The sequence below is a fragment of the Oceanisphaera submarina genome, assembly GCF_046521305.1.
Lineage (GTDB): Bacteria > Pseudomonadota > Gammaproteobacteria > Enterobacterales > Aeromonadaceae > Oceanimonas > Oceanimonas submarina.
In genome coordinates, this window is record NZ_JBKGFN010000007.1 from 45,991 (window position 1) to 65,559 (window position 19,569).

Annotated in this window: 17 protein-coding genes; 8 read left to right on the plus strand and 9 right to left on the minus strand. The window is 57.0% G+C overall.

The annotated features are described in order from the left end of the window. Position 1: 1 nt before the first annotated feature. Positions 2–1,522: a fumarate hydratase gene (locus ACLEIV_RS08585; protein WP_410456239.1), complete on the plus strand. Its 1,521-nt coding sequence runs from the start codon at positions 2–4 to the stop codon at positions 1,520–1,522. Positions 1,523–1,811: 289 nt separating this feature from the next. Here ACLEIV_RS08585 and yccX read toward each other — a convergent pair whose 3' ends face one another. Then, positions 1,812–2,084 (minus strand): acylphosphatase, encoded by a 273-nt coding sequence (yccX, locus tag ACLEIV_RS08590; protein WP_410456240.1) that lies wholly within the window; start codon positions 2,082–2,084, stop codon positions 1,812–1,814. Between the two features lie 76 nt (positions 2,085–2,160). Between yccX and ACLEIV_RS08595 the strand changes: the two genes are divergently transcribed. The 4 genes from ACLEIV_RS08595 to ACLEIV_RS08610 all read left to right on the plus strand — a co-directional run bounded on the left by ACLEIV_RS08595 (position 2,161) and on the right by ACLEIV_RS08610 (position 6,437). Further along, positions 2,161–3,354: a class I SAM-dependent methyltransferase gene (locus tag ACLEIV_RS08595; RefSeq protein WP_410456241.1), complete on the plus strand. Its 1,194-nt coding sequence runs from the start codon at positions 2,161–2,163 to the stop codon at positions 3,352–3,354. A 291-nt stretch (positions 3,355–3,645) separates the two neighbouring features. Next, positions 3,646–4,680: a selenide, water dikinase SelD gene (gene selD / locus ACLEIV_RS08600; protein ID WP_410456242.1), complete on the plus strand. Its 1,035-nt coding sequence runs from the start codon at positions 3,646–3,648 to the stop codon at positions 4,678–4,680. 5 nt (positions 4,681–4,685) lie between these two features. Next, a complete protein-coding gene (mnmH, locus tag ACLEIV_RS08605) occupies positions 4,686–5,774 on the plus strand; it encodes a tRNA 2-selenouridine(34) synthase MnmH (protein WP_410456243.1) in 1,089 nt (362 codons plus the stop codon). 30 nt (positions 5,775–5,804) lie between these two features. After that, positions 5,805–6,437: an MBL fold metallo-hydrolase gene (locus ACLEIV_RS08610; RefSeq protein WP_410456244.1), complete on the plus strand. Its 633-nt coding sequence runs from the start codon at positions 5,805–5,807 to the stop codon at positions 6,435–6,437. A gap of 174 nt (positions 6,438–6,611) precedes the next feature. Here ACLEIV_RS08610 and ACLEIV_RS08615 read toward each other — a convergent pair whose 3' ends face one another. Then, on the minus strand, positions 6,612–7,220 hold the full coding sequence (locus ACLEIV_RS08615) for a hypothetical protein (RefSeq protein WP_410456245.1): 609 nt from the start codon (positions 7,218–7,220) through the stop codon (positions 6,612–6,614). Positions 7,221–7,315: 95 nt separating this feature from the next. On the opposite strand from ACLEIV_RS08615, the gene mepA reads away from it, so the two are divergent. The 3 genes from mepA to glpD all read left to right on the plus strand — a co-directional run bounded on the left by mepA (position 7,316) and on the right by glpD (position 11,532). Then, positions 7,316–8,080 carry a penicillin-insensitive murein endopeptidase gene (mepA, locus tag ACLEIV_RS08620; protein WP_410456246.1) on the plus strand — a complete coding sequence of 255 codons (765 nt, stop codon included), beginning with the start codon at positions 7,316–7,318 and terminating at the stop codon, positions 8,078–8,080. A 53-nt stretch (positions 8,081–8,133) separates the two neighbouring features. After that, on the plus strand, positions 8,134–9,651 hold the full coding sequence (glpK, locus tag ACLEIV_RS08625; protein WP_410456247.1) for a glycerol kinase GlpK: 1,518 nt from the start codon (positions 8,134–8,136) through the stop codon (positions 9,649–9,651). A 381-nt stretch (positions 9,652–10,032) separates the two neighbouring features. Continuing rightward, entirely contained in the window at positions 10,033–11,532 is a 1,500-nt protein-coding gene (gene glpD, locus ACLEIV_RS08630) for a glycerol-3-phosphate dehydrogenase (protein WP_410456248.1), read from the plus strand. 187 nt (positions 11,533–11,719) lie between these two features. Here glpD and ACLEIV_RS08635 read toward each other — a convergent pair whose 3' ends face one another. The 7 genes from ACLEIV_RS08635 to ACLEIV_RS08665 all read right to left on the minus strand — a co-directional run bounded on the left by ACLEIV_RS08635 (position 11,720) and on the right by ACLEIV_RS08665 (position 19,502). After that, positions 11,720–13,393, minus strand: a complete 1,674-nt coding sequence (locus ACLEIV_RS08635; protein ID WP_410456249.1) for a putative bifunctional diguanylate cyclase/phosphodiesterase — start codon at positions 13,391–13,393, stop codon at positions 11,720–11,722. A gap of 278 nt (positions 13,394–13,671) precedes the next feature. After that, positions 13,672–16,695, minus strand: coding sequence for a DUF6701 domain-containing protein (locus ACLEIV_RS08640; RefSeq protein ID WP_410456250.1), 3,024 nt, complete (start codon positions 16,693–16,695; stop codon positions 13,672–13,674). Then, positions 16,692–17,090 (minus strand): type IV pilus modification PilV family protein, encoded by a 399-nt coding sequence (locus tag ACLEIV_RS08645; protein WP_410456251.1) that lies wholly within the window; start codon positions 17,088–17,090, stop codon positions 16,692–16,694. Before ACLEIV_RS08645 ends, ACLEIV_RS08640 begins: the two co-directional genes overlap by 4 nt. Beyond that, positions 17,080–17,859 (minus strand): prepilin-type N-terminal cleavage/methylation domain-containing protein, encoded by a 780-nt coding sequence (locus ACLEIV_RS08650; RefSeq protein ID WP_410456252.1) that lies wholly within the window; start codon positions 17,857–17,859, stop codon positions 17,080–17,082. The genes ACLEIV_RS08645 and ACLEIV_RS08650 overlap by 11 nt, the downstream gene beginning before the upstream one ends. Then, on the minus strand, positions 17,856–18,401 hold the full coding sequence (locus ACLEIV_RS08655) for a type IV pilus modification PilV family protein (RefSeq protein ID WP_410456253.1): 546 nt from the start codon (positions 18,399–18,401) through the stop codon (positions 17,856–17,858). Before ACLEIV_RS08655 ends, ACLEIV_RS08650 begins: the two co-directional genes overlap by 4 nt. Next, complete coding sequence (locus ACLEIV_RS08660; protein ID WP_410456254.1) at positions 18,391–18,939, minus strand: prepilin-type N-terminal cleavage/methylation domain-containing protein; 549 nt, start codon at positions 18,937–18,939, stop codon at positions 18,391–18,393. Before ACLEIV_RS08660 ends, ACLEIV_RS08655 begins: the two co-directional genes overlap by 11 nt. Positions 18,940–18,977: 38 nt before the next feature. Next, positions 18,978–19,502: a pilus assembly FimT family protein gene (locus ACLEIV_RS08665; protein WP_410456255.1), complete on the minus strand. Its 525-nt coding sequence runs from the start codon at positions 19,500–19,502 to the stop codon at positions 18,978–18,980. Positions 19,503–19,569: the final 67 nt, after the last annotated feature.

Genomic DNA, 19,569 nt, shown 5'->3' on the forward strand with positions numbered 1-19,569 from the left:
CATGAGCATTATCAAGAAGCAGGACTTTATCGACTCCGTTGCCGATGCGCTGCAATACATCTCCTATTACCATCCGCTGGACTTCGTGCAGGCGCTGGAAAAAGCCTACAACAAAGAGCAGAGCCAGGCCGCCAAAGACGCCATCGCCCAGATCCTGATCAACTCGCGCATGTCCGCCGAAGGCCACCGCCCTTTGTGCCAGGACACCGGCATCGTCACCTGTTTCGTGAAAATCGGAATGCAGGTGCAGTGGGACAGCGACATGACGGTGCAGGAAATGGTGGATGAAGGGGTGCGTCGCGCCTACAACAATCCCGATAACCCCCTGCGTGCCAGCATAGTGGCCGACCCCGCCGGTCGCCGTATCAACACCAAAGACAATGCCCCCGCCGTGGTGCACATCGACATGGTAGCCGGTGATGAGGTTGAAGTGGCCATCGCCGCCAAGGGTGGCGGCTCCGAGAACAAGTCCAAGATGGTGATGCTCAACCCGTCCGACGACATCGTGGAATGGGTACTGAAGACCCTGCCCACCATGGGTGCCGGCTGGTGCCCGCCGGGCATGCTCGGCATCGGCATCGGCGGCACCGCCGAAAAGGCCGCCGTGCTGGCCAAGGAATCGCTGATGGATCCGGTCGACATTCACGAGCTGATCGAACGCGGCGCCGACACCACCGAAGAAAAACTGCGTCTGGAAATCTTCGAGAAAGCCAACAAACTCGGCATTGGTGCCCAGGGCCTGGGCGGTCTGACTACGGTGGTGGACATCAAGATCAAGTCCGCCCCCACTCACGCCGCCTCCAAGCCGGTGGTGATGATCCCCAACTGCGCCGCCACCCGTCACGTACATTTTCATCTGGACGGCTCAGGCCCCGCCGAGCTGACCCCGCCGAAGCTGGAAGACTGGCCGGAAGTCACCTGGGAAGTGGGCGAAAACGTGCGCCGGGTCAACCTGGACACCGTCACCCGCGCCGACATTGCCGAGTGGAAGATGGGCGAAACCGTCTTGCTGTCCGGCAAGCTGCTTACCGGTCGCGACGCCGCCCACAAGCGTATTCAGGAAATGCTCAACAACGGCGAACCACTGCCGGTCGATTTCAAGGATCGTTTCATCTATTACGTGGGTCCGGTGGACGCCATCGGTAACGAAGCGGTCGGCCCCGCCGGCCCCACCACCTCTACCCGCATGGACAAGTTCACCGACATGATGCTGGAACAGGCCGGTCTGATGGGCATGGTCGGCAAGGCCGAGCGTGGCCCGGCCACCGTCAACTCCATTCAACAGCACAAGGCGGTTTACCTGATGGCCGTAGGTGGCGCCGCCTACCTGGTGGCCAAGGCGGTGAAAAAGGCCAAGGTGCTGGCGTTTGAAGACCTGGGCATGGAAGCCATCTACGAATTTGAAGTGGAAGACATGCCGGTTACCGTCGCGGTAGACAGCGAAGGCAACAACGCCCACGTTGCCGGCCCCGCCATCTGGAAAGCCAGAATCGAAGAGCTGGATGCCAAAATGAAAGTCTGATTTGCTCGATGATTAAAAAAGCCCGGCGATGCCGGGCTTTTTTGTACGTATGGAACAACAGATGCCGTCTTTTGTAGGAGCGAATTTATTCGACCAATGGAGTGACAGGATGGCACGGCGGTCCAATAGATTGACCCCTATGAGACGGACAAGCTTGCAATTGTTGTAGCCGCCGCTTTAACGGTTGGATCAGACAGCGCAGGGCTATCAGATTCGGTGCCGTTTCTGAGCACACCGATTCATATGCTGGTTTGCGCCGCATAAATGGGCACCTACGGATGCACGGTGCTCAACCGGTCTCGAAGCCATGGTGCCCTGCCGGGGCCACGTCTTCCTCGGTGATGCCGTCCACCACGGCGGTGTCGGGCCCTTGCCGCAGCCAGTTCACCAATTGCCGTACCCTGGCCGCCTCACCTTCGGCAAACACTTCCACTCGTCCGTCCGGCAGGTTGCGGGCATAGCCTCGCACACCCAGCTTTTCCGCCTCGCACTGGGTGTAAAAGCGAAAGCTCACCCCCTGCACAGTGCCACTGACCCGGATTATTTTTGCGATTTCAGTCATCTTGCTCGCTCCCCGTTTGTGTTTTATTCCGTACCCCCCTAGAATTATGCCCCTTTTCCAGTTAGCAGCCCAGCCTATGACCACCTCCATTACCCTTATCGCCGGACGTGAAAAGTCCCTTCTGCGCCGTCACCCCTGGGTGTTTTCCCGGGCCGTCGACAAGGTACAGGGTCAGCCCAATGCCGGTGATACCGTCGAGATCCTGAGCCAGAAGGGCCAGTGGCTCGGGCGGGGTTTCTATTCACCCCAGTCCCAGATCCGCGCTCGGATATGGACCTTCGATCAAAATGAAGCGGTCGACGAGGCGTTTTTTCTGCGCCGTCTGGAGCGGGCCAAGGCCAGCCGCCAGCCGATGATTGCCGAGCAGGGCCTTACCGGCTACCGTCTCTGTGCCGCCGAGTCCGACGGTCTGCCCGGCGTCACCATAGATGTGTACGCCGATGTAGTGGTCTGTCAACTACTGAGCACCGGTGCCGAGCGCTGGCGCACCGCCATCGTCCAGGCGCTGACCACCCTGTATCCGGATACCTGTATCTATGAACGTTCCGACGTGGCGGTACGCAAGAAAGAAGGTCTGAAAGAGCGCAAGGGCCTGCTGGCCGGCTCCATGCCGACCCAACCGGTAGTGATCGAAGAAAATGACGGCGTGCGCATCCTGGTCGACGTGGAACAGGGTCACAAGACCGGATTCTATCTGGATCAGCGCGATAACCGCCGCATAGCCGCCCGTTATTGCGAAAACAAGCGAGTACTCAACTGCTTCAGCTACACCGGCACCTTCGGCGTTTACGCGCTCAAGGGCGGCGCCAACGAAGTAGTCAACGTAGACATGTCCGAGTCCGCGCTGGCGCTGGCGAAACAGAACGTCGAGCTAAACCAGCTGGACCTGAGCCGGGCCCGCTTCGAACAGGCCGATGTGTTCAAGCTGTTGCGTGAATACCGGGATCAGGGCCAGCGTTTCGACGTGATAGTGCTGGATCCGCCGAAGTTCGCCGAGAGCAAGGCCCAGCTCAACGGCGCCTGCCGTGGTTATAAAGACATCAATATGCTGGCCTTTCAGCTGCTCAATGCCGGCGGCGTGCTGCTTACCTTTTCCTGCTCCGGTCTGATGACTCAGGATCTGTTCCAGAAAATCGTCGCCGACGCCGCCCTGGATGCAGGCCGCGATGCCCAGATCCTGGAGCGCCTGAATCAGGCCGCCGACCACCCCATCGGCACCGCCTACCCGGAAGGCCACTACCTGAAAGGACTGGTGGTACGAGCCTGGTAAAGGCGCCATCATCCTGCTGAATGCAAAAAGCCGGCTCATAACTGAGCCGGCTTTTTCTGTTATATCGCTTCCATTAAACAAATGATCTATTTCATTTTTGTACCAATGTCGGGCAAAGAGTCATACCAAACTGATTAGATAACTGATCTATTTGGTTGCTCTGTACAGGTCGGACAACTCGGTGCTCAAGAACTCCACTCCAAAGCTTATCCCTAGCCGCCCAACGGATGCGAACCCGAGCGAATAGGAGTAACATATCGCCTTTCCGTTAGTGACTCCAAGGAAGCCCAAGTGGAACCTATTCGCCTGACCCAATACAGCCACGGCGCCGGCTGCGGCTGCAAAATCTCCCCCAAAGTGCTCGACACCATACTGCACAGCCAGCTGCCCCGCTTCACCGACCCGAGCCTGGTGGTTGGTAACGACAGCCGGGACGATGCCGCCGTGGTCGACATTGGCAACGGCATGGGCGTCATCTCCACCACCGACTTCTTCATGCCGATAGTGGACGACCCCTTCACCTTCGGCCGCATCGCCGCCACCAACGCCATCAGCGACATCTACGCCATGGGCGGTACTCCCATCGTGGCTATCGCCATTCTCGGCTGGCCGGTCAAGCTGCTGGCGCCGGAAGTGGCCCAACAGGTAATCGACGGTGGCCGTCAAGCCTGTCACGACGCCGGTATCTCGCTGGCCGGTGGCCACAGCATAGATGCGCCCGAGCCCATCTTCGGACTGGCGGTTACCGGCCGGATTGCGCTCGACCAGGTCAAGCGCAACGACACCGCCGCCGCCGGTGACCTGCTGTTTCTGACCAAGCCGCTCGGCATCGGCATTCTGTCCACCGCCCAGAAAAAAGGCGTCCTGCTCGACGAACACGCCACCCTGGCCGCCGAAACCATGTGTCTGCTCAACAAGCCGGGGCAGGACTTCGCGACGCTCGCAGGCGTGAGCGCCATGACCGATGTCACCGGTTTCGGCCTCATGGGTCATCTGGTGGAAGTGTGCGAAGGCGCCGATGTCAGCGCCCGGCTGCAGATGGATGCCATTCCGCTGCTGCCCGCCGTCGACCATTATCTGCAGGCCGGTGCCGTACCCGGCGGCACCCTGCGCAACCTGGATGCCTACGGCCACAAGCTGGCGCCGCTGAGCACCCGCCAGCAACACATTCTGTGCGACCCCCAGACCAGCGGTGGCCTGCTGGTGGCGGTGCGGCCCGACTCGGTCGACGCCTTCCTGAATCTGGCCGCCAAACACGAACTGCATCTCTCCCCCATCGGCGAGCTGACCCCGGCCGGCGAGCATTGTATCGAGGTGATCGGGTGAGTAACATGAGCGAGCTGATTGCCGATTATGATCAGTTGCTGGGTGATGACATTCCTCTGCTGGACTTGCGCGCCCCGGTGGAGTTTATCGAGGGCGCCTTTCCCCTGGCCTGCAATCTGCCGCTGATGAGTGACGAGGAGCGTACCCGGGTCGGCACCTGTTACAAACAGCAGGGCCAGGCGGCGGCCATCGAGCTGGGTCACCAACTGGTGGCGGGTGAACGCCGCGAGCAACGGCTGCAGGGCTGGCTCAACTGGCTGAGTGAAAATCCCAATGGCGTCATCTATTGTTTTCGCGGCGGACTGCGTAGCCAGACGGTACAGCAGTGGCTGCAGGACGCCGGTCGCCCGGTGACCCGGGTAGAAGGCGGTTACAAGGCGCTGCGTCGTCATCTGTTGCAGGAAATTGAAACCGGCTTCGAACAGCCGGGCTTCGTGCTGTCGGGCCTGACCGGCAGCGGCAAAACCGACTGGCTGGCCCGCACCCCGCTGGCGCTGGATCTGGAAGCTTACGCCTATCATCGCGGCTCCAGCTTCGGCCACTGGGGCGAGCCCCAGCCCACACCCATCGACTTCGAGAACCGGCTGGCCATCGCCCGGCTCAAGCAGCGCAGGGCCGGTATCGGCAGCTGGCTGGTAGAAGACGAAAGCGCCATGATTGGCCGCTGTCCGCTACCTAAGAGCCTGTATCAGCGCATGCAGCACACGCCCATTCTGCTGCTGGAAGTGCCCTTCGAGCAGCGAGTACGCCAGATCCAGTACGATTATGTGGACCTGATGCAGCGCCACTTCAACGACGACATGGAACGGCTGGAAGCCTACCTGCAAGACAGCCTCAAGCGGCTGTACAAACGACTGGGCGACCGGGACTGGCGCCGATTGTCACAGCAGATGACCGATGCCGTTCATCAACAGCAACAGGGCTTTGGCAGCGACGGTCATCAGGAGTGGATCGCCGAGCTGCTCGGCCGTTATTACGATCCCATCTATCGCCGGCATCAGGTCGATAAGGAAGATCGTATCATCAAGCGTGGCGAGGCCGACGAGCTGGCCGAGTGGCTGGCCAACCGGCCAGAGGCACAGACTGCGTCTTGATGCGCATTATGTTAAAGGAACCATGAACAGATGCTAAACAGAATCACACTGCCGGTGACCCCCTTCGCCCAAAACTGCAGCCTGGTGTGGTGCAGCGCCACCAACAAGGCGGCGCTTGTCGATCCGGGCGGCGAAACCGAGCGGCTACTGGCGGCCATTGCCGAGCGCGAGCTGACGCTGGAGTCCATACTGCTGACCCACGGCCATCTGGATCATGTGGGCGCCACCGGCGAACTGGTCGCCAAAACGGGCGTGCCGATAACGGGACCGGGGCTGGACGATGCCTTCTGGATAGAGGGCCTGGCACAGCAGGTGCAGATGTTCGGTTTTGACCCCGTCACCGCCTTCACCCCCGACCGCTGGCTAAAGCAGGGCGACACCGTGACCGTGGGCAACGAGCAACTGGACGTCTATCACTGCCCCGGCCACACCCCGGGCCATGTGGTCTTTGTGCACAAGGCCCAGCGGCTGGCCTTTGTGGGGGACGTGCTGTTCAACGGCGGCGTGGGTCGCAGCGACTTCCCGCGCGGCGACCATGCCACCCTGATCGACGCCATTCTCACCACCCTGCTGCCGCTGGGCGACGATATCACCTTCGTACCCGGCCACGGTCCGGAAAGCACCTTCGGCTTTGAGCGCCGGCACAACCCCTATCTGCGCTAACTGTTAGCACAAAGAGACAACCCTGTTGCCTCTTTGTGCCCGCCGAGTCGTCTGCTTAAGCACCCATGCGATACAACCCCACAGCCGACTCGGGCCCTGTAGGCATGACGCTGTGATTGTACCGGCTTGTTGTCTAGCCCTGCCGACTGCAGTGGTAGCTACAACAAGCCGGATTCAATCGTCCCACTCATCATCATCCTCGTCCGCCACGGCGACGGGGGTGGGGATGGCGGGCGCCAGCACCGAGATGGCTGCCAGCAACTGACGCCGATTTTGCCAGTTGCCGACGAAGCCGAAGCGATAACAGTCTTCATCGAGCTTGAATCGTGCTTCCGCCTGGGTACCCAGGGTGTCGTGCACTTGTGCCAGTTCCTGCTCGTTCAGCGCCAGATCCAGGGTAAAGGCGATAATGGCGCCGTCGTGACCGGGCAGCTTGCCCTTGTTGACCGCCCGCACCCGTTCGCGCGGCACGGCCATCGCCTGCTTGGCGACGCCGTTCACCAGATACAGACGCTCGTCATCGAACGCCAGGTTGATCAGTCGCTGCCGGCTCCAACTGGCCGGCCACAGGCTCAGCAGCAAGACAGTGCCGCCGAATATGATACCAACCCAGTGGATCAGGCCAAAACCGGTTTGTGCATCCCACAGCGACACCCCCACCGCCGTCAGGCTGGCCAGTAATACCAGTGCATGCGTCAGGTAAAAACGCCCGGCCGGGGGGCTCAGCACAAACTCCAGCGGTTGTTCAAGTACCTGTGGCAGGGATAAGCGCTGCACTGTCATTTTTGTATTCCATCGGTCAAAAGGGGCACAACCCTAGCAAAAAAAACCGCAACCATAAATAATGGTGTCATGTGACCACTCGGGAGAGCACTGAAATGATCAGACGGTTCGGGTTCGGATTATTGTTATGGCTGCCTTCCCTGGTATGGGCCCAGGCCATCGGTGGTTATGCCGCCGGTTGCCAGCTTAACGCCCGGGCCCTGCCCGCCTCCGGGCCCGGTTTTTATGTGATCAGAAGCGCCCGTGAACGTTTCTATGGCCAGCCGCCGCTGATCGAGTATCTGCAGAATCTGGGCCTCAAGGCCCGACAGGCCCAATTACCGCCGATGCTGGTCGCCGATATTGCCATGAAGCGCGGTGGCCCCTTCGAATATGGCCATCGCAGCCACCAGACCGGCCTGGATGCGGATATCTGGCTGCGCCCGCCCCCCGATGATCCCAGCCCCCATCGGCTGGAACGCATCAAGGCGGTCGATATGGTGGATCATCGCTACTATATTCTGAGTCGTCATTTTCGCGACCCACAGCGCCGGCTGATCGCCCTGGCGGCACAGGACGAACGGGTCAGCCGTATTTTCGTGCATCCGCTGATCAAGAAAGCCATGTGCCGGACATACGGCGAGGCCGACTGGCTGGGTAAACTGCGGCCCTGGTTTGGCCATTCCAGCCATGTTCATGTCCGGCTGCACTGCCCGAAGGGCGATACCCTGTGTGAGCCTCAGGCACAGGTGCCCGCCGGCACCGGCTGCGGCCGCGAGCTTGCCAGCTGGCTGAACGACAAGGCCGGTGCCATCTCCGCCGGGCCACGCACGCCCTTTCGCCCCGTTCTGCCCAAACAATGCGTCGGCTGGGTACGATAAAGATGCCGCGACGGCTCACACTGCCATGATGATTCGATAAGGAGATCGCCCCCATGCCACATGCCAAACAGGCACACGCCAAACGCTATGTGGTGGCCCTGGATCAGGGCACCACCTCGTCTCGCGCCATTATCTTCGATGAAGCCGCCCGGATTCAGGGCCTGGCCCAGCGGGATTTTGCCCAGATCTACCCTCACGCCGGCTGGGTCGAACACGATCCCATGGAAATCTGGGCCACCCAGCGCGCCACCCTGACCGAAGTGCTGGCCAAAACCGGCATAGCTCCCGAGCAGATTGCCGCCATCGGCATCACCAACCAGCGTGAAACGACCGTGGTGTGGAACAAAACCACCGGCAAGCCGGTTTACAACGCCATCGTCTGGCAGTGTCGTCGTACCGCCGAGCTCTGCGAACAGCTGAAAGCCCAAGGCCTCACCGACTACGTGCAGGAAAACACCGGCCTGGTGCTGGATGCCTATTTTTCCGGCACCAAGCTCAAGTGGATTCTGGACAACGTGGAGGGTGCCCGTGAGCAGGCCAACAACGGCGAGCTGCTGTTCGGCACCATAGATACCTGGCTGGTCTGGAAGCTGACCGAAGGCCGGGTGCACGTCACCGACTACACCAACGCCTCCCGTACCATGCTGTTCAACATCAATAACCTGCAATGGGACCGGCACCTGCTGGAGGTGCTGGACATTCCCGCCGCCATGCTGCCCGAGGTAAAGTCCTCCAGTGAAATCTACGGCCAGGCCCGGCTGGGTGCCAAAGGCGAGATCCCCATTGCCGGTATCGCCGGCGACCAGCAGGCCGCGCTGTTTGGCCAGCTGTGCTTCAACAAGGGCATGGCCAAGAACACCTACGGCACCGGCTGCTTTCTGCTGATGAACACCGGCCAGCAAAAAGTCAGCTCCCGCCACGGCCTGCTCACCACCCTGGCGATCGGCGCCCGGGGGGAAGTGAACTATGCGCTGGAAGGCTCGGTATTCATGGCCGGCGCCATTATTCAGTGGCTGCGCGACGAGCTGGGCCTGCTCCGCGAGGCGCAAGACTCCGGCTACTTCGCCGACAAGGTGGCAGACAACAACGGCGTGTATCTGGTGCCCGCTTTCGTGGGCCTCGGCGCCCCCTATTGGGATCCCTATGCCCGCGGCACCCTGGTCGGCCTGACCCGGGGCAGCAACCGCAACCACATCATTCGCGCCGCCCTGGAAGCCATTGCCTATCAGAGTCGCGACGTGCTGGACGCCATGCAGGAAGATGCCGGGCTTGTACTTTCCGCGCTCAAGGTAGACGGCGGCGCCGTGGCCAACGACTTTCTGATGCAGTTTCAGGCAGACATGATCAGCACCCGGGTAGTACGCCCCCGGCAAACCGAAACCACCGCCATGGGGGCCGCCTTTCTCGCCGGGCTGGCGGTGGGCCTGTGGCAGAACACAGGGCAACTGGCCGCCACACTCGCAGAAGACAAGACATTCAAGCCCCGGATGAACCAGGATACCCGGGCCCTCCTCTATCATGGCTGGCAGAAGGCGGTGACTCGTGCACGAGACTGGGAAGAGCATGATTAATACCGATCGCATTAAACATTCGATCTTTTTACGGTCATGCCAATCTCGGACAAAGGGTCCGCTCCACCGACCCGAACAAGCACATCCTTGTGACGCTCAGCACATGACGTCCCTGTCATGTGATGGTCGGTGAAGCAGATCCCTTTGCCCTCCTTGATGTTGCAGAGTCGCCTGTTGGCACTGTCTGCGGGCAACTCGGTACTCAAGAAGAGGCAACAGAGAACGACTACCACGACCGTGAAATGCCAGGGATGGCATTTCCGAGCCCTCAGGGATGAGTTCATGGCGTGTCATGGGAGGCGGCTGTGTTGCCTCTGGGGTACAGACCAAATCCTGCTCTGGTGATTAATGTAATTGATATAACAGCCAATAAGGAACCAGATGACTACAGACTCCCCTCTTTATGATGTGTTGGTGATCGGCGGTGGTGTCAACGGTACCGGCATCGCCATGGACGCGGCGGGTCGCGGTCTCAAGGTGTGCTTGTGCGAAATGAAGGACTTGGCCTCGGCCACTTCGTCAAACAGCAGCAAGCTGGTTCATGGCGGTCTGCGCTATCTGGAGCATCATGAACTTGGTCTGGTCAAAAAGGCGCTGACCGAGCGCGAGTTACTGCTGCAAAGCGCCCCACACATCATGTGGCCGCTGCGCTTTCGTCTTCCTCACCGCCCGCATCTTCGTCCGGCCTGGATGATCCGCGCCGGCCTTTTTCTTTACGACCACCTCGCCCGGCGCAAGCGACTGCCGGGCTCCTGCGCCATTTGCTTCAATGCCGACAGCCCCTTGCAAGCACACATTACCAAGGGCTTCGAGTATTCCGACGCTTGGGTGGACGATGCCCGGCTGGTGGTACTGTGCGCCATCGCCGCCCGCGAGCAAGGCGCCGAGATCCAGACTCGTACCCGTTGCATCAAGGCCCGGCGTATAGAGGGCCTCTGGCACCTGACGCTGCAAAACACCGACACCGGCGAGCGGCGGCAATGCCGCAGCCGGGCGTTGGTCAATGCCGCCGGCCCCTGGGCCAGCTCGCTCTTTGCCGATACCATGGCGATGCCTTCCCCCCGGCAACTGCGGCTGGTCAAGGGCAGCCATATTCTGGTGCCGCGACTGCACGACGGGCCCGAGGCCTATATCCTGCAAAACGAGGACCGGCGCATCGTGTTCGTGCTCCCCTATCAGGAGCACTTCTCGCTGATCGGCACCACGGACGTGGATTATGAAGGGGATCCGGCCGAGGTCGCCATCGACGATGCCGAAGTGGCGTATCTGTGTAATCTGGTCAACGGCTATTTCAAACGGCAGGTAAGCCCGGGAGATCTGGTGTGGCGCTATTCCGGGGTGCGCCCCCTGATAGACAATGCAGACGGTGATGCACAAGGGGCCTCCCGCGATTACAGCTTCGAGTTGGATGCGCCCGGGGGCGAGCCCCCGTTATTGTCGGTATTCGGTGGCAAGCTCACCACCTATCGCCTGCTGGCCGACGCCGCCACCAGTACTCTGTGCCGCTTCTTTCCCGAAGCCGGCCCGCCCTGGACCCACACCGCCGTGCTGCCCGGTGGCAACTTCAGCACCCAGGCCCGGCTGGCCAAAGCGCTGCGATTCCACTATTCCTGGCTGCCCGATGTCCTGCTACAACGCTTTGTGCGCAGCTACGGCACCCTGTGTCACCGGTTTTTGCAGGGCTGCGAGCAACTGGACGATATGGGGGAGGCCTTTGGCGACCACCTATACCGGAAGGAAGTGGATTATCTGATAGAGCACGAATGGGCCACCACGGTGGACGATATTCTGTGGCGCCGCACCAAGCTGGGCCTTGAACTGCAGAACGACGAACAAGAGCGCTTGCAACACTACCTACAGGCACAGGGCTTAAGTATCTGATCATATTGAGGCCTCAGACAACACCGGAGCATCACAGAGGACAAAGGGATCTGCTCTGCCGACCCACCGCGCCAAGGATGGCGCGGTGGAGCCTACAAGGATGTATTCACGGCGAGTCGGATGAGCGGGTCCTTTGTCCGACGTTGACACTGAGCTGAAATAGATCATTCGTTTAGTCGGATTGGTATCAGATCCCGGGCTGCCGCTCGTCCAGCAGGGCCATGATGTCTGCCACCGGCAGCGGCCGGTAAAAATAGTAACCCTGTACCATCAATGGACCAAAATCGGCCAGCAAATCAAGCTGTTCCTGCTGCTCCACTCCTTCCACCACCAGGCTCAGCGACAACTGCTGCGCCAGGCTGACAATGGTTTTCAGCAACATGAAGGCACGCTCGTTCACGCTGGCCTCGACCATGAAGCTGCGGTCGATTTTCAGCTCATCCAGCGGATACTGATGCAGACAGGCCAGCGCCGAGTAACCGGTGCCGAAATCATCGAGCGAAATTCTGAAACCCATCTGGCGCAAGCGCTCCAGCATGGCCACGCACGTGTCTGTATGCTCCATCATGGTGGTTTCGGTCACTTCCAGCTTCAGCCGTGTCGGCGCTATGCCGGCATTATCCACGCAGGCCTGCAGCCAGTCGGCAAAGTCCGGCTGGCTGAACTGCTGAGCGCTGAGATTAACGGACACCATCGGCAGTTGCGGATAATCTTGCAGCCAGTTGGCCACCTGGGCACAGACCTGCTCCAGCACCCAGCGATCCAGCCGTACCGACTGACCACTTTGCTCCGCCACCGCAATAAATTCATCCGGAAAGACAGGGCCCAGTGTCGGGTGCTGCCAGCGTAACAAGGCTTCCATCGCCAGGATCTCGCCGCTACTCGAACACACCTGGGGCTGATAATGCAGGCTCAGGCCCTCGCCCGCGGCGGTGTTGAGCACATGATGCAAACTGTGCTCGATTTGCAGTTCCCGATGATGCAGATCGTGCTGTCGCTGATCCACAAACTGAAAGCGGTTGCGCCCTGCCCGCTTGGCCATGGCATGTGCATGCTCCGCCGCCTGCAGCAGACCGGCATTGTCGGTGGCATCCCGCGGATAAATGGCAATGCCGATACTCGATTGCAGCTTGACGATGTTTTGATCGGCCAACACTATCGGCTGACCCAGCAGGCCCAGCAACTTGTCGGCCAGTTGGGCCATGGCGGCATCCCCCGCCCGGCTGTGGCGCAACACCGCAAACTGATCGCCCTGCAGCCGCACCAGGGTGTCGGCTTCATCCACCGCCGCCTGCAAGGTACGTGCCTGCTGGCGCAATACATCATCGCCCCAGGCCAGCCCCAGTTGCTCATTCACCGGCCGCAGACGGCCAATATCAAGCACCATCAAGCCCACCCGTATCTTGTTTCGCTCCGCTTCGGCCAGGGCCTGATCGAGCCGGCTGGTCAAGAGCTGGCGATTACCCAACTGGGTGAGTGGATCCTTGAAGGTAAAGAGGCGGCGTTCGTCATGAACAGACTTGAGGCCGGTCAGATCATGGCCGATGGCGACGCGATGCGTCACCCGGCCCCCCTCATCGGTCAGGCTATTGATATTGAGCCATTGCAGATAGACTTCGCCCGTCTTGCGCCGGTTCCACACCTGGCCGCTCCAACTGCCACTTTGTTGCAACTGCTGCCACATAAGTCGGTAAAACTCGGGTTCGTGCCGAACCGACTGCACCAGCCGAGGGGTCTGACCGATGGCTTCTTCCGCTTCATAACCGGTGATCTGGGTAAAGGCCGCATTAACCTGCTGAATGATACCTTCTTCGTCGGTCACCATGATCGACTCTATCGAATGATCAAACAGGTGCTGCAACAGCTGACGCTTGAATTGCCTACTGTGGCCCGAAGAGAAACCAGACAACTCGGCTGGTAGCGGCCAATTTTTCGTATACGTGGTGATGTTCTGCACTGCTCGGGTATCCTTACCAGGTGTGCTAGGTTACTGTTATTTATTAATTTTTACATCTTAACTCTAACACAAGCATCATTCAGAACCTTGCGCCATGTCAAAATCCGCTGTTACGGGTCACAAACACAACAAAGGGCGCCGGGGCGCCCTGCTCTATTCATGATCCCTTATCAACGCAGTGGTCAGTGGATCACTTCACGACGGTTGAAGGTACTGTCGTTGGCCCGACGACGTGGCTGAGTCAGAATATCCAGCCGAGCTTCGGGATCGACCAGCTCACCACCCCGATCCGGTCGCAGCCAAGTATCCAGTTCTTCAATCACAACCTTTATGCCTTTCTGTTCCTTATCATAAGGAGCCACCACAACATTTTGAGAGTCAAGCCCCAGCATCAGGGCAGGATCGAGAACTGGACTGTAGCCCGACCGTCCGCCAGACAGACTATAGTCAGTATGCTTGTCTTCCAGAAGCTGATTCTTCGTATCGAAGTAATTCAGGCGCGTTGTCATCTGGCCAGCTTCCCCCACCTTGACTTCAGTATCCGCCAGCGTCAGAAAACCATACCGTAATTTGTCTTCTGCCTGCCCCAAAGAAGTTCCACTTTCAAGCCCCGAGGTTCCGTCATGATCGACAATGTTGAGTGCCAACGGCAAAGCTAATGCAGTTTCGGCAAAAGGTTCATCTTTAATAAACTTCAGTTTATCCGGGTTCAGTGTGATCAGGTGCTGTCCTGGCACAGGCTCCGAATAAGTCAACGTCAAGTCGGAATATGACAACATAGTCTCCAGCTCGGCCTGAACATTGCCGTTAGTCTTAAGACCCCCGGCAAACCCACCGCTGTAGCTGGGCAGCGGCTTACCAGCTACATCCAGCCCCTCCACGGTAAAAGAGGGTTTGGTGATGAAATTCACACCGGGTTTGCCGGCATATATCACATCGCCTTCAACATCGCCGGCAATGGCAGTAGCCTGCAGCACGGCAGGCACGGTCCGGCCGATGTTCTGAATATCACCTTCCGTTGTCAGCTTGCTATCTCCTTCGGGAATATATCCGGCGACCCAGGGTGCAGCCGCCACTTCGAGCAAACCAACGATGTTACTCTTGAGGGAGTGCTGGGAGATAGTTTCATTATCAGCATTGAATGCAAAATCCCCATTATTCCCCCTGAAGCCGGGATTTTTAATTTCAGCCTTAATAGAGTTATCAATTTTTTGCTCTGATAACCACGCTAGAGGCAATAGTTGCTCATTAATATCTAATGCCGAGACACCAAAATAAAGTGTATCACCGGCATGCGCCAGTACGGTGCAATTATCGGCATCTTGCTCATAGTTAAAGCCATCATCGCTGCTGCATTTTACCGGCTTTTGTATCTGCCAGGATTTAGGAACAAAAGCCACACTGTCTGTGATACGCTTGCCATAATCACCCTCTGGCAGAGCCTGCTGAATACTTACTGTAAGCACATCCGCAACGGGATAACTCAAGAAAGCACCACTAACAGGTAAACGCAATGCTTTGCTATCGTAGGGTGACAAGGTGATAACATTGTCACCCCTGCTCAGAGTGATCGCTTCTTGCGAACCACTTTCGTTGCTATCAAAGTGCAACAAGACCTCAGTCTCGCCATTCTCAGGCAAGCAAGCTCCGGTGAGTCTCATGGCCGATTTTCCACCTGCATAGGCGGTATCAATGATAAGCCGGAGTTCTCCAGAGTCCCCTCCGCCACTCCGCCCGTTTACCATACAGGTTTTTTCACCGTCAACATAACAGACCAAATCATTATCGGGCTTGGGGTTAAGGTTACCATTGCCGTTACTTTGGTAACCTAACTCAAAGTAATAATTCAGTTTCTGGGCTTCACTGGATATATTTCGGCTGGCCTGCCTTTGGAAGTCTTTAAATTTGTATATGTTTTTCGATGGTTTTCTCTGATTCTTGACATGCACAGTCGCATTTTCTTTATAGAGAGCCTCGGACGAGCAAGTCGCATCACCACAGGCTTTCACGGTAAGATCGGCGCTACAGCTGTTGAAGTGCAGTTCATAATGGTGAACTTTATCCGATACCGATACCTCCAACTCACGATAGTGGATCGCCGAGCTTCCCTCCATTTCGAGATCAACGACGTTAACGGCACCATAAATACGCGTGGACCCTCCCATTTCCAGGTCTCCCTGAATATAAAGATGGCCGTAAATGTCCGATGAGCCTGCCAGATCCACGTCACCGTCGTCGCCATCATCGTCCTGATCACCATAAACCAGCACCAGTAATGACTGTCCATCCAATCCCAACTCGGCACTGCCTTCGAGTTCCAGCTCGTCGCGGACATACAGGCGAGTAATACCATCACCCGTAGGTATCAACCTGCTACTGCCGCCCAGCTCCACATCCTCAAACCAGTAATCCCCGGAGGTCTGGTAGAGACGGGAGCTTCCTCCCAGTTTCAGCGAGCGAGCCTGAACCGCTCCATACAATTTACTGCTTCCAGTGACTGTAAGGTCCGCCATACTGGACAAATTACCGTACCAGGTCAGGGACCCGGCCAGTTCGATATCATCATCACCATAATGAATAAGATTTACCGGTAAATCGACACTGCCCAGTGGAGAACCACCTGTCAGATTAACCTTATCTCTGACATACAGATTAACTTCACCCTGCGTAGTGATGATTACTTTTGAACTACCGGACAGACTAAAGGAGTCCATCCAGTAATTTCCAGCCTCAAGATATAAGTCGGCACTGCCACTGGCCGATATTTCATCACGAATAACAACATCACCATCATTAGTAAGGTGGATATCACAACTGCCACTGGCACTGACGGAATTATACTCGGATTTGGAATAGGTGATATTGCCGGAGCCGCGGCATGTGGCATTATTGTTCGCAGAGGTAGTCTTAAATTCAGGTAGAGAAAACGGATAATCGTTAAAACCCGGCAAGGAATAATTAGGCGTAATATCGCCGGTTATTTTGCATTTTCTTCCATCACAGCGGCCCTTCAAGTCATCGTTTTTTATGAAATCAAGATCACCACTCTCGTTACGAGTTCCATTGATTACAGTCCCCCCTTCCATATCAATTTCGCCGTTATTATTGTGGCTTTGCGCTGCATAGGGAAACAAGGTGTCAATATCGGCAGCCAACCCGGAAAAGGGAAAAAGCAAGGTACTCAACAAGCAGTATTTAATTTTCATTCAATCACCTCTACTTCTATGTTGCGGATCACCGTCAGTTGGCCAGAGTCACAGTTTCCAACCGCGGTCACATTTACCTGTTTAATTCCCGCAGCCTCGGCTCTATTAAGCGGATCGACTATATAAGCACTGCAGCCATTCATATCGTCTTCCTCGGAAACCACATCGGCATCGATACTGTTCAGCAAAGCAAAAACTTGTTTTTCCAGTACCGACTCGGCGGCCAGGCGGGCCTTCAGCGCCTGAACTTCGTACACCAGCTGCTGGCTGCTCTGGCTCGACAAGGTGGCCAGGCCCGCCATCAGGGCCGCCAGCACCAAAATGATAAAGAGTACACTCAGCAGCATGCTGCCACGCTGCCCTGGGCAAAGGTCGGGAGTGATATCAGGGTTCATAAATCACCTGAATCTGGCTGGGCAACACCAATTCTCCTTCTCGGGTCGCCAGCCTGAAATTGACGCCCAGCAGTTGAAGAGGCCCATTGTAGCCTGTATAAAGCGCGTCGGATGTGAGGCCGGTCAACATCAAAGTTTTGTCAGACCAATCGGTGGTACCTTCTTTTTCCTCTCGCCAGAGTTCGCCTTGATTATCCAGGCAAAAACGCACCTGCCACCGCTGCAGTAGAACATAGCGCTCACCCATGCCTTCCCACTCAAAACTGGGCAACGGGCTATTAAAGGCATCCTCAAAAGGCAGTATGGCGGGTGCCGGTGCTGCCAAATTTTTAAACTCGGCGACATTGGTGGGCAATGGCTGCTGCGGATAATCCTGCCACACCGCTTCGCCGCTGTCGGCCCGCACCGCCAGGTTAACGCCTTCAATGGCGTTACCTTGCTGTACCAGCGGAATAATAAAGCTCGCACTTTCGTCTTTTACCTGACCGAGATAACGACCCGACGCCAGAACCGGCACGAAGGAGACACAACGCTTATTAATGCCGTCATCGTTGGCACTCACATACACGCTCGGGCTGTAGGCCAGGCTGAGTTCTCGCTTGATACGCTCCATGGCGAAACGGGCGCCGGCAAGGGCCTGACCACGCTCGGCGGTACCCACATAAGTCGTGGCCATGTCGGCGATGAAACGGGTGCCGAAGATGGCGCTGATGCCGATCAGCACCAGCACAATCACCAGCTCCAGCAGGGTAAAGCCACGCGCCTTCATCGAATGTTGTACCTGTGCAGGGTAAAGGAGAGGGTAGAACCCCGCTCGATGCTGACTTTTATCTCTACCTGTTTGAAGATATTGGCAGGATCATCGTCGTTCATTGCCACACAGGTTTCTACCGTGAACCGTCGGTAAAGCCGAACTTCTGTTAAACCCAGCTGATTAGCCAGTTCCTCGCCATTAATGGCACCATCATCACACCAGATCTGAAAGTCATCCACGTCATCAAAATCGCTTAAACCACTTTCCTTGCCGTCTGTAGCAAAATTTTTCTCTTTGGTGCAGTTGACTGTACACCTGAGCTGTTTGTCGGGCTGGTTACGCTCATCAAACTTCACCGCCAGCACGTGCTCGGTCAGGGCTTCGGCCAGTGATACGGCCCGGAACTGAAACACGGGATCAAGCTGACGCGGCTGACTTGCAAAGAAGAGCCCGCCCCCGACCAGTACTATGGCCAGTATCATCAGCCCCAGCACAAATTCCAGCAGGCTGACGCCGCTGTTGCGGCGGTTATTGTGACGATAGGGGCTAGGGTGCATGAATATAACCCTCGGTTTCGATATGAACGGTTTTGCCGCCTATCGTTATTTCAAGGGTCTCGACAAGCCGGGTATCATTAATAAAGGGACGTCCCAAACGGCTGTCTTCACTTAGAAATTCAATATCTTCTATTTTTTCTGCCACTTTGCCAAATTGCAGTACCAGAGGTAAATTCCGGTTTGCCTTGATATCGAGCTTTCGACTACCGACAAACAGCCCGTTAACCGTATGTTCATCAAGCACGTTATCGGCAAGCAGCGTTGCCGTAGACTCGCAGTTTTGGGTAAGAGAAAAAGCGGTGTTGGTAATAACGACTCTGGCACAACGCTGTAAACCGGCACCTGTTTGCACGGCCTTAGGGTCGTTCATGGCCCGTAACTGCACCAGGCGCAACAGGCCAACCAGGTTATCCGCCTGCAATCGTTGTTCGAACTGGCTACCTAACTGCAGTCGTGGCAAGGTCACCGCCGCCAGTATGCCAATCAGCACCAGCACCAGTATCAATTCGATAAGGGTAAAGCCAAGGGGTTTATTCATGAGGTTAAAAAAGGCGGCCTAAGCCGCCTTTAAAAGTATTAATTATCACACGAAGAAATGTCAGCACTAATTTTTGGCAAAAGAGCAGGCTTAGCAGGAGTAGCTCCGTTTTGAGCTGCTGCTTTTTGCGCTTCGTAATAGACAACTTCACACGTTACTGCTTTACGATTTTCAGGGCGAATACGAATGCCCCTTGCAGTAGAACCATCTGCTGCTGCATCTATGACTGTCACGTCATAAGCTGCCAGATCAAAGTCCTGTAAGGTCCCCAAAATACCAGTATTGTTTACTTCTGCTTTAGGGTAACCCGCCAAAAATGCAACACCATCAAAACCTGTTACTACTTCAGAAGTGCCATCCGCTTCTTCTTTCCCATCGAGTATGGCACGGGTATTAGCCAATGTTACCGCCGACTGAAGTGAGCCTTTCAGTGCATTGATATTCGCCTCATACGCATCACCCTGTAGGTTGATAAAGCGCGGTGCAGCCACGGCACCCAGAATACCCAGGATGACGATAACGATAACCAGTTCGATCAGGGTAAAACCCGCTGTTTTTCTCATGCTTTCCTCATTTTTCCGTTAGTGATAGATAGTGATATGGTGGATATTTCTGTTTTGATCATACTGG